The organism is Pseudomonas sp. EYE_354, assembly GCF_023148575.1.
Lineage (GTDB): Bacteria > Pseudomonadota > Gammaproteobacteria > Pseudomonadales > Pseudomonadaceae > Aquipseudomonas.
In genome coordinates this window covers 38,652-49,786 of record NZ_JAHXNQ010000026.1, presented here as the reverse complement: position 1 = coordinate 49,786, position 11,135 = coordinate 38,652, and the positions used below count along the sequence as shown (strand labels likewise).

The following is an 11,135-nucleotide window of genomic DNA, read 5'->3' as shown; positions in this document are numbered from 1 at the left end:
CCCTGCGCGCCTAAAAAAGGAAGCGACATGAAGGACGCTGATACCCAAATCCAACAATCAACTCGCCCAATCAACGCCACCCTCGACTTCTGCCTGGAGCGCCACAGGTGAGGCGCTACAACATCATGACGGGCGCGAAGACCACCGCAGGCGGCGAAGTGATCAGCGGCATGGAGCGAACCAGTTTCAACGGCCAAATGATCGCCAGGGAGGGCGACCGGGTTGCGTGTCCGGCATGCGGCACTGAAGGCGTCATTGAGCTTGCCGGCCCTCGCCTGTGCGAATCATGGGGCGGCAAACAAGCGGCGCTGGAGGGTGATCTCTGCAGGTGTAAATGCGTTCCACCGCCGGAGCTGATCGCCAATCAGCGCTTTAAGTGTCAGGAATTCGGCACACAACCCCAGCGCGACACCTCCATTTGGACAGGGCCGAGCCCACGCACCCCTCCTGTTTCGAGCTTCTCTGCGCCCGGCGCGATGAGTCGTGCCGCTGACGCGTGCGTGTTCGCCAAGTCGTGCGTTTCGGTGCCGGTCGGTTCCACGGCTGCGGGAACGAGCCCTGAACACGCCAGAAATTTTGGCACCACGGCCGTCATGGCTTCGACCGGTACGGCGGGCGTTGTCGGGAGGATCGCAGGAACGCTCGGCAGCGACCTGGGTGCCTGGGCCGTACGCGGCGGGCTGGCAGGCGCCAGTGCAGCACTCAATGTCATGCTGCTGGCTTTCTGGCCACGGGATATCGGTGATTCAACGTTATATACCCCGGAACAACTGGCAGGAATGCGCTCGGCCAGTACACGGGTGCGGTTTCAGTTTCGCCAGGATGAGTCAGGTGAGCTGCGTGTTTACGGCATACATACCAAGGCTGACAGTGGCGCTGATCGTGTACCCGTTGCGCAAGCTAGATGGAATACGGACAAAAGCGCGATGGTGGCCGTGCTGGATGGCATCAGCATTACCTGGACGCCAAATAAAGGGCCGGTGGTCAATGCGCCGAGTCCGTACCCAGGTACATCGGAGCGCCTGGATAATTTGTTCGTGCATCCGGTTGCCGTGGGGCAGGATTCGGCAATCAGTCACTACCCTGGGCGCGAAGCTGAGGATGTTACCTGGCAGGATACGATCATTTCGTTTCCGGCTGATTCGGGTTTGCCGCCGTTGTATTTGGTGTTTGCCAAGTCGGCGGTCAGGCCGTTGGAGGTTGATATTTATGGTGCGTTCAGTGGACGGCCTAGAGAAGGAATGCACTTGGATCACATGCCTTCCCAAGCAGCGTTAGAGCGTTACTTGGTGAAAAATTTCCTACATCTTGGAGAGGCTGAACGAAAACATGCAATGAAAAACGCCGCAAGCATCGCGATACCGTCTCGGGTTCACCAAAAATACAGTGAGACCTTCGGAGGCAGAAACACAAAATTCAAACAACAGGTGGATGCTGCTGATTTACGAGGTGCGGTAGATCGGAATTTTTATGCAATAAAGCCCTACATGCTTGAAGAAGGGTTTAAAGAAGCGGACCTTGAAGATGCGCGGACCAAAATGCATAAAATCAATAAAGAAATGGGGTGGTATTGATGGACGCGCCAACGATTAAATTGTGGGTGGAGAGTTTAGGGCTTGGTTTCACCGAACTTGTAGCCGATGGAAAGATACCCGACCAACCGCTGGTGAAGTCGTTTGAGGACAGCGATTGGCCAACCATGCATCCAGTAGATGGCGTGGAGTTGCTCTTCAGTGACACGACCAAGTCCCTGAAACAGATCCTGATCACATTCATCCCGACGGTCGGCCAACCGGTTTACACCGGAGGGTTACCCACTCCATTTTCACTGATGATGAATCAGCAAGGTGTGCGTAGCGCTCTGGGAGAACCTATGGAGTCGAGAGGTCGCGCCAGGCTTCCGGGTGGGCTGGGAATAAGAGGGGGATGGGACGCATATAGGCTGCCCAGCGAATTGCATCCGAGTGCAAAAATTATAATTAGCTATCTTGAAAGTTTTGCTGTGAACAATATCAGTTTCTCGTTGATCAATTAAGAGGGGCTTGCCCCAGCCATAGAGCAGTCGAACGGCCAGCATGATCGCCAGTGGTAACACTGGCGTATCGCTTGCCTGTGCTGTTCCTACTTGATCAATGAGAGCTTAGCTTCCAGTGACTCATTGACGCCGTTGTTGGATACCCCTGAAAACGAAGAGTGGGTTCAGTTTCCGGCTGAGGGCGTGGAATTCTGATTTGCCAAAGAAAATAAGATATTTGAGAAGGTTTTATTAGCGCTTATTAAAAGCGGCGCGAGAGATTCCGTTTACAAAGGCAGTTTGCCGCCCCCGTTCGTTTTCCCGATGAATCAGTTCAGCGTTGTTGTCTGACGGAGAATAAGCCAGTGAGTTTAATTTATTTCAAGCCAGATTCTGCTCAGTCAACCGCTGCACCGCCAACCGCCGATAGTGGGACGGCGTCATGCCCTTAAGCTGCTGAAAGCGCCGATTGAAGTTGGAAATATTGTTGAACCCCGACTCAAAACACACATCCGTGACCGCTTTATCGCCATCGGCCAGCAATTCGCAGGACTTGCTGATGCGCAGTCGATTGACGAATTCGATAAACGTGCGCCCGGTGGCCTGTTTGAATACCCGTGAAAAGTACGTCGGTTTCATGCCCAGGTAGTCCGCCACTTCCTCCAGCGGCAACTCGCGTGCGTAATGGGCAAAGATGTAATCGACGGCGCGGTTGGTGCGGTCGATGCTGTGTTCGTCAGCCAGTTGTGGCGTGGTCGCGCCGGACAGCAGTTGGTAGTCCTCACAGGCGCTCAGCACGTCAAGGAGGATGAAAAAATGCCCCAGGCGCGCCATGCCCTGGGCGTCTTCGATGCGCTGCATCAGGGTCATGGCCTGGGCGATGGTTTTTTTGCAGCGGAATTCAATCCCGTACTGCGCGCGTTCCAGCAGCGGCGTCAGGGTCTTGAGCTCGGTAAAGATCTGACTGCCGCCGTCAAGCAAGTCCTCGGTGAAATTGACCAGCATGTCGCGCTTGGGCACCACCTCGTCTTCTTCGACCTGGCTGATCCAGTTGTGGGGCAGGTTGGGGCCGGTGAGGAACAGACTTTCCGGGTAGAAGTTACCGATGTAGTCGCCGATAAACACCTTGCCGGAGCTGGCGACGATCAGGTGCAGCTCGTATTCCTTGTGGAAATGCCAGCGCACCAGCGGGCAGGGGAAGCCGTGCTGGCGATAGATGATGGACAGACCGTTGTGATCGTCCATCAGCTCGTAGGAAGGGTCTGTGATTCGCGTTGCTCGGGTCATGCTGCCGTCGCTTTATTGTGGTTGCTGCGTAGGATAATGCCCCCTCGCGCGCCACCTCGCCAGCGTCGGCGTTTACACGAGGCGGTTTTTGGCCTCGATCCATTGGGACATGTATTGGGTACTTTTATGCGCGTGATGGCGCAGCATGCTGCCGGTGAAGTTTGTGCGGCGATGGGCGGCGAGTTGGTGTCGGCAGCGTTCCAGGCAGGCCACCAGTGCAGGGCCGTGGATCGCTTGGTCATAACGACGGGCAAGCAGCTGACGGCCATGTGCCTGGGCCTGGTGCCAACGCTCGCGGTCCTGGTAAAGGGCGACGGCCGCGGCCGCCAGGGCTGGTGCGCTCTGTTCGATCAGGCCGGGCCATGGTTGTTCATCGCCCATGGCTTCGGCGCCAATCGGTGTGGTGACGTTCGGCGTGCCGCACAACATCGCATCGGCCAGTTTGCCCTTGATACCGGCACCGAAGCGCAGCGGCGCCAGGCAGATACGCGCGGCGGTCATCACTTGCAGGGCGTCTTCGGCCCAGTTCATGACATGAAAACCTTGGGCGGGGTTTTGCAGCGCGGTGGCTTTGGGCGGTGTGTAGGCGCCGTAGATATGCAACTGCGCCCCCGGCAGCTGCTGGCGAATCAGCGGCCACAGGCTGTTTTTCATCCATAACACCGCGTCCCAGTTCGGCGCGTGGCGGAAATTGCCGATGCTCAGAAAATGCGCACGGTCTTCGAAGGGCGCGAAAGCACCGCTCGGCGGCGCCATCATCAGTGGACACCAGTGGAGCAGGGCGGCCGGCACCTTGAACTGTTCGGTGAGCAGGCGAATTTCCACGTCGGAAATCATCAGGCTGATGTCACAGCGGTAAATCGCGGCGATCTCGCGCTTGGCCAGGTCGGTGTCGGCCATCAGCTGGAATTCCTCCGGCAGGGCGGGCGCGAACAGGGCGCTGAAGTCGTTGCTGTCAGGGTGTGCCTTGAGGTGGTCCTTGAGACGCTGGTGACGGGCGTCGCGCAGGCTTTGCAGGTCGGAAGTTTCGAGGACCCGCAGGGCATCCGGACAACACTTTTCCACGCGCCAGCCAAATTGTTCTTCCATCATGAAACGGTCGAACAGCACGATGTCCGGGGCCAGTTCGCGGATAAAATCGTCGAAACTGCTGTTATTGAGCTCGATGGCGCATTCGGCGATACCCAGGCTGAGCAGGTCGGCCTTGTGCTCGCCGAGTGCGGCAGGGCTGCTGAAGGTGATGTCCCAGCCTTGCGTAAGAAAACTCTCGAGGATTTGCATCATATGCCCGCCTGCGGCCGAGGAGCGCGGCTCCGGCCAGACATAGCCAATGACCAGGACTTTGGTGGCGGGCTGATTCATCAAAAAAGTTCCTTGGCGGCGGGGGTAAGGGCATGGCAAAACGCCGCAATTAAACCACAGCCGACCCTGGTGTTGGTCGGCGGTGGCGAAAACGGCAGGCGTCTGGTCAGCCCTTGAGGTCAATCGACCGCAAAGTCCATCACATCCCTGACCATGTTGGGGTTGAACACCCCTTTGCCGGTGCCCTCGACCAAGTTGAATGTCCCGTCAGGATTGATCGTGACCCCGACGGAGCTGGCGATTGTCGTCTGCACGCCCGGCTTTTTCAGCAGCTCCAGCAGCGGCTTTCGGCCTTCATATTCCTGGCCGACAATAACCCCCATGCCAACGGCGGAGTCAGAACTCACACCGCCGACAAAGATCACTTTCCCACCCTTGTCCAACGAGCGATTCAATGCCTGCACAAGCTGCTGGGCGTCCTGGTCCAACAAACCATGCTCCAGATTGCTGCCGGTTAAATGCATCAGTGTGCGTTTCTGATAAATCCCGTCTTTCAAGTCGGTCAGAACGGCCACGGCCGAGCAGTCGGTCAGGCTGCGCGTGGTCAACACCGTCGTGCCATCTTCTACGGTGTGAGAGTACCCCATTGAAACATCGACTTTTTGCGGCGCCGCAGGGGGCGCGGCCTCGCTTGTGTCGTCCTTGGACGTGGGCGCCTGTGTCTCATCGGACGCGCCCTCGAAGGTTTTCCATTCGTGGTCATGGGGGCGGCGTGGGTTCGGGTGTTTTTCCAAAAACCAGTACCTGTCCGGGGCGACTTGAAACTGTGAAACAGTGCCGACGGGCGCTTTGACCGGCACGTTCAACTGCTCTGACAGGGCCTGGGCGAAGCCTGTTGCCGCAGACTTGCAGCTCAGCAGCCGAATGCGGGTGGCGCCGGTTTTCTGTAGAAGAGGGGCGATGAGTCTGGCGAGCGACTCAGGGGTGTGGGTGTGCGCACCCGCCAAGTCACTTTTAAAGGTGACGCCGCCCTTATCGCCATGCCCAACGATGTTCAGTCGGGTGTCTTTGCCGCCTTTTGGTCCATCGAGAAAGTACTCGAATTGAGCGTCGTCAGAGACGCTGAAGGCAACGCTTTCAGCGATTTTTTCGGACTCGGAAAGCCGTTTGAATCCCTGGTATTCGACCAGGCTGCGCAGTTCCTTGCCGGTATGGCGCACGGGCGCCTGAGCAGGCGATTGTTGTTTGGGAGGGCCGAAACGGACGGGCCGGTAGTCGACGTTTATTGTCGTGTACACCGGTTGTTCGAGCGTTCCGACATTGACCTCGATCGGCGTGCCCTGTTGCTTGAAGACGTTGGCAAGAATCGGTTTTTCAGCGTAGGTGTTATCAAGCTCGATTTTCGCAAGCCACTCAATATCGCTGGCGCAAAGCTGCGGGTATTTGGCCTTGTTGGCGGCCAGCGCTCGCTGATAGACATCCGCGGGGAATTCACCATCGGTGAGTTCGGTAATAACCTGCCCTTCGAACCCTTTGACGGGCACCCCGGTAATTGAATGCAGCGCCGAGGCAAATGATTTTGCGCCGCCGTGGCCTGAGTAGCAGAAGAAGGCTCGGGCATTGGGGTAGTCTCGGATGTCGATGCCGCGTGCGAGGAGTTCGTTATTGACCTGTTCAGCGGAGTAGCCCATTTCGTTTTCGCCCAAAATGCGTGCGGGCTGACCTGGCGCCGGCTCAGCGGCATGGCCAATGATATTGATGCGCCTGGCGCCGTTGTACTCGTCGACGAACGTTTGAATTTCGCCATCGACAGGGGTGACGTCTTTGACCGGACCGCCCAATCGAATGCGGTAACGGGCGGCGTCAGGCGCAGGCACAGGGTCGGGTGAGGACAGCCGGCTTTCGGTCCGTTGCCCAATCGATGGTGTACGCAGGGAGGAAGTGGCCGATCGGGGCTGAAAATGAGCCAGCACACTGGCGAAGTTGACCAGCAGATCCGCTGCGGCGGCTTCCTTTTTGCGCTGGTCATCGCCGCTCAGTTTCTCAATGTCATTCAACATGTTATCCAACTGCAGCGCGGCCCCGATCACCGCGCCCGGCCCGCGCAGGGCCGGTAGTACGGCGTTCAGCAGCAGGTAGCCGCCTTTTTTGAGGGATGCCCAGCGGCTTTCCTCGTTGGACGTTGACTGTTCATCGGCCAGCGTCAGCAGGCTGCGAACATGGGCCTCGTACAGGTGGCTCATCAACTGGCCATCCTGAAGCTTTTGTTGCAGCGTTCGAGCCGCCTCGAACCCATCGGTGGCCAACGGGGTGGCGGGTGCCGGACCGGTAAACAAAGTACCTGTATTGAAGCCCAGAATGATCAGGTTCGGATGGGTAAAACCTTCACCTGTGTAGATCTTGCGGATGTCTTCGCCAGGGAGCCAGGCCAAAACGTCTTGCTGCAATTTGCCCGGCTTCTGGATCGCTTCGAGCAAGGCTTCGCGGGTAGAAAATTGCATCAAGGGGGCATCGGAAATCAACGGACGATAAAGCACGTGGGGGCCCTTTTCGGGGTCTTTGGGCTCAATCAGGTACATGTTTTCCACCACGTCGACCTTGCCATCAGCCTTGCGGTCGAATGCCAGCGGGCGGATAACGATCTCTTGCCCATCGACGATCTTTGTCCCGGGTTCAGCCTTCAGGATTTGCGTGATAAACCTGAACCCGGTGGTGTCAACCCCTTGCTGTCCTTTGGTTGCCAGCTCAAGGGCCTTGATCTTCAGGTCAATCGGTACCCCTTGGGCGAACCGCTGCATTCTTTGAGCTTTAGTCGTGGGGTCGTCGAGCAGTTCACGCTTGAGCAGCTCACCGTAGCGCTTGCCGATGTCCAGGTCCTGGATGATTTTTTTGAGCGCGCCTTCTTTTTCAAGCGCGGTGATCCGCACATTTCCTGGCTTGTAAAACACCTCGATCTGCCCATCGGGCAGGCCTGAAAGATTTTGCAGGAGTGCATCGGCCAGGCTCATGGTTTTGCGTTCGATAAAGCCGTTGCTCAGCGTGCCCACCGGGGTTTTGAACACAACTTCCAGATCCTCGGCCGTGTAGAGCCGTGGCGACGGTAGCGTTGCGTTGAATTCGCTCAAGGCAAACGAACGTATTGTCGGGATGCCACTGTTGTAGAGGCGACCCTGATGGCGTCGTATAAAACTGGCCAGTTGTAAGGCGAGGTCGCGCAGGACAAAGCGTTCGGCGTCACCGGCCGTTTCGATCCACCCTGGCAATTTTGCCTCGGGCGTGGGCGTACTTGCAGAGGCCGCGGCGGGCGTATTTGACGCGAGGGGCGTGCCCGAACGCCTGTTGATGAGACTGGCCGCCTGAGCCGCAAATATATTGTCGATCAGCGGCAGCTCGAAATGGATGTTCGCCGCCGCCAGGGCGTCTGCGGAGTCATAAGGGGTAATTTTTCCGTCAGATTCCACCAGCAGAAAGATTTCCGGCCGGCCGTCGACCAGGCGATGAATCAGCAGGTTTGGCGTGGCCTCTGCAGTTGCGCCGGTTTTCACCGCGTATACGTCGGGTTTGCCTCTGTTTTGTACCTCGGGACGGGTGGAGGCCTCGGGATAGCGCACTACGGTGTCGATGGCTTCACGTTGCAGATCATCCAGCCCCGGTTGATTCAAGCCCGCCTGCAGCAGATTTTCCCGCAACAGATCGCTGAGCAACGCTTTGCGGCTACCGTTGTAGACATGGCCGGCACCCGATGTCTGGCCGGTGTTGCCCGACGCCGGTACGCCAAAGGCGGGCTGCTCCCAATACGCGGCCCTGGCTTCGGCGTAGTAGTCATTGAGCAGCGCCGGGAGTTCGCGCAATGCCAGCCTGATGGATCCCATCGCAACATCAAGCGGGATGGTCGATGTCAAGGGAGTGGGTGATGTGTGGCCGGGCCGGGTGTCGAACAGCTTGTCCTGATCGCTCAACTCAAGGGTGTCGTTGCCAGTAAGGCGAGCGAGTGCGATCTGCACCAGCGGGGTGTGGATGAATTGTCCCGGATTGTCCGGATCGGGCTGGGCCAGGGTTACATGGTTGCTGTCCACATCCAGTGTGCCGTTTGAGCCTGACTTAATGGCGGCGTCCAAGCGTTGCGTGATCAGCGTGTGCAAGCGCGGTTCACCGGCAAACAGCGTCCTTAGCAGTTCGCTGGCCGGGTCGAGCGCCGCCTGATTTGCGCCGTCCGGGTTTGCCGGGCCGGGGTTCTCAAGACCTGCGATGACGGCACGGCGTTTCTCCTGGAAGGCCCGAGAGCGTTCATCGCTGGTCGGGTTGCTAATCCTTGCGGCGCTGAAGCCTTCTTTAATCAGTCCGCAGAAGAATTCCAGTTTCTGCTTCAGTCCGCTGAAATTCCGACTCTGCGCGTAAAAGTTCAGGATGAACTCGCGCGGATAGGTTGCGCTGCGCTTTAACGGGTTGCGCACTGCGGTGGTCGAGCCTGCGGCGAGACTTTTGGCCAAGGCCACGATCTCGCCAGCGACCGCAGACCAGCCTGAGGCATCGCCCATCGTGAACACGGTGCGCGTCACCTCACCGTTGGCGCCGTATACCTCACACATCAGGTCGCCGGTGTGAGGGGCAACGTTGATGCTTTCCAGCACAATATTGTGCTTTGTCGCGAAGGCCTGGAACGCCGGCGCGGCCAGGGCATCATCGAGGGCTTTAAGCAGTTGGCCCATGGTGGAGTCTTCGGGCGGTAACATGCTGGCGCGGCTGAAGTCCTCCCTGCCCGATACCGGCAGATCCTCTTCCCACAACAAGGAACCGGCTGATCGCGCCAGCTGTAGATCAGCCTCATTCACCCGGCTTGCCCAGGATCCGGCCTGTTGGGGTGAAGCCGTTTCGGGTTTTTCTGTGAGTCGGCAGGCAGTGGTCTGGATTGCGTCCAGCTGGCGCTGTTTTACAGCCGCGTACTCAGGTTTGATCTCAACGCGCTCTTGAGTCTCGCTGTACAAGGCGGGAAATGAATGGTTGCGCTGAATGAAACGGATAAAGTCCAGGGTGGCGGTCTTGGTGTTTGCGTAGCTTGCGCCATAGAAGGCCTGGATCAGCTCGTACCGTGTGCTCTGCTCGCCTGCATACACCACAAAACCCAGGGTTGGCGCCAGTTCGCGGGCCACTGCCATGACCTGCGCGCTGACCTGTGCCCAGCCCGGTAGATCCTTGCCGAACGTCACGAGTTTGCCGTCAACGTTGCACTGCAGCGTTCCGAGTCGGTGGTCCAACGTGCATCTGGAGGTGTCGATGTGATGGGTTTTGGCATAGCTTGCAAAAGGTTCTGCTTTGAGGGCCGCAGTCAAACGCGACCAGGCCAGCCCAAAGGTCGAGCCACGAGGGATGTCGGACACGAACCGGCTGGGCCGGGTGTTGACACCGCCAGGTTCTAGTGAAACTACCCGGTTCATCAGGGTGGCGGCCAATTGCAGCGCCACCACCCGGTCGGCCTGCTTGACCTGCGCTTCGGCGGCCTTCTGCGCTTTCGGCGTGATAAGCGGCGTCTCCATGCTGACCAGGCGCGGTGCGCTGCGTCGAGCGCGTGGCCGTGTATCCGCCGCCTCGCAGGGTTGATCGTCTTTGGGCGTGCTGGGCATGCCACTCGCGACAGGTTGTCCTGCGGCATGGCTGTTTTGTTGCACTGATGCATGGGACGGCTGAAACGCCGACAGAAGAGGGGGCATGGAGATTCCTTTGATAAATAGTTGCTAGCCGTCCTCGCAATGTCGGCTAATCCGCCACTGGGTGGAGCGCAACGCAGAACCGTTCCTGATGGGTGTTTAACAAACTGTTTGGCGGGCGCCGCGAGCGAGATGAGGTTTTGTCTATAGGTGCATATCCGAGTTTGTGTTTAACTTCTGCCTCTCGAATTCGTTTAACCAAACCCAGCATAAGGATTCCGTTCATGGCTCAAGTCACCCTTCGTGGTAACCCGGTACAGGTTGAAGGCGAACTGCCGCAAGTCGGCACCCAGGCGCTTGACTTCACCCTGACCGCCGGCGATCTGTCGGATGTAACCCTGGCCACTTTCGCCGGCAAGCGCAAAGTGCTGAACATCTTCCCAAGCGTCGACACCCCGACCTGCGCGACTTCGGTACGTAAGTTCAACGCGCAGGCCAACGAGCTGAATAACACCGTCGTGCTGTGCATTTCCTCGGACCTGCCGTTTGCCCAGGCACGCTTCTGCGGTTCCGAAGGCCTGGACAACGTCAAAAGCCTGTCGGACTTCCGCAGCGCTGCATTCTCCCAAGACTACGGCGTGGACATCGTTGACGGCCCCCTGCGCAGCCTGACCGCCCGTGCCGTAGTGGTGCTGGACGAAAACGACAAGGTGCTGCACAGCGAGCTGGTTGCTGAAATTGGCCAAGAGCCAAACTATGAAGCGGCCCTTGCTGTTTTGAAGTAATTGTTTCTGCGTAAGACTGTCGTGTTGCAGTAACACCGGTGGTACATGATTGCGGCCTGGCCTAGTCCAGGCCGTTTTCATTTGTGCTTCAGACGCTTAGGG

General features: G+C 58.1%; 6 protein-coding genes. 3 read left to right on the top strand and 3 right to left on the bottom strand.

The window, feature by feature from the left end; genetic code table 11:
* Positions 1–107: 107 nt before the first annotated feature.
* The gene (locus KZX66_RS25545; RefSeq protein WP_248083982.1) at positions 108–1,574 is read left to right on the top strand and encodes an S-type pyocin domain-containing protein; all 1,467 of its coding nucleotides are present in this window, start codon (positions 108–110) and stop codon (positions 1,572–1,574) included.
* Positions 1,574–2,035 carry a DUF6392 family protein gene (locus KZX66_RS25540; protein WP_248083981.1) on the top strand — a complete coding sequence of 154 codons (462 nt, stop codon included), beginning with the start codon at positions 1,574–1,576 and terminating at the stop codon, positions 2,033–2,035. Before KZX66_RS25545 ends, KZX66_RS25540 begins: the two co-directional genes overlap by 1 nt.
* A 360-nt stretch (positions 2,036–2,395) precedes the next feature.
* Here the strand turns inward: KZX66_RS25540 and KZX66_RS25535 are convergent, their stop codons facing one another.
* From KZX66_RS25535 to KZX66_RS25525, 3 genes are all read right to left on the bottom strand, one after another.
* Positions 2,396–3,301, bottom strand: a complete 906-nt coding sequence (locus KZX66_RS25535; RefSeq protein ID WP_248083980.1) for an AraC family transcriptional regulator — start codon at positions 3,299–3,301, stop codon at positions 2,396–2,398.
* Positions 3,302–3,373: 72 nt separating this feature from the next.
* Positions 3,374–4,663: a glycosyltransferase gene (locus KZX66_RS25530; protein ID WP_248083979.1), complete on the bottom strand. Its 1,290-nt coding sequence runs from the start codon at positions 4,661–4,663 to the stop codon at positions 3,374–3,376.
* Positions 4,664–4,782: 119 nt separating this feature from the next.
* Complete coding sequence (locus KZX66_RS25525) at positions 4,783–10,311, bottom strand: DUF6543 domain-containing protein (protein WP_248083978.1); 5,529 nt, start codon at positions 10,309–10,311, stop codon at positions 4,783–4,785.
* Positions 10,312–10,532: 221 nt separating this feature from the next.
* Between KZX66_RS25525 and tpx the strand changes: the two genes are divergently transcribed.
* On the top strand, positions 10,533–11,033 hold the full coding sequence (tpx, locus tag KZX66_RS25520; protein ID WP_248083977.1) for a thiol peroxidase: 501 nt from the start codon (positions 10,533–10,535) through the stop codon (positions 11,031–11,033).
* Positions 11,034–11,135: the final 102 nt, after the last annotated feature.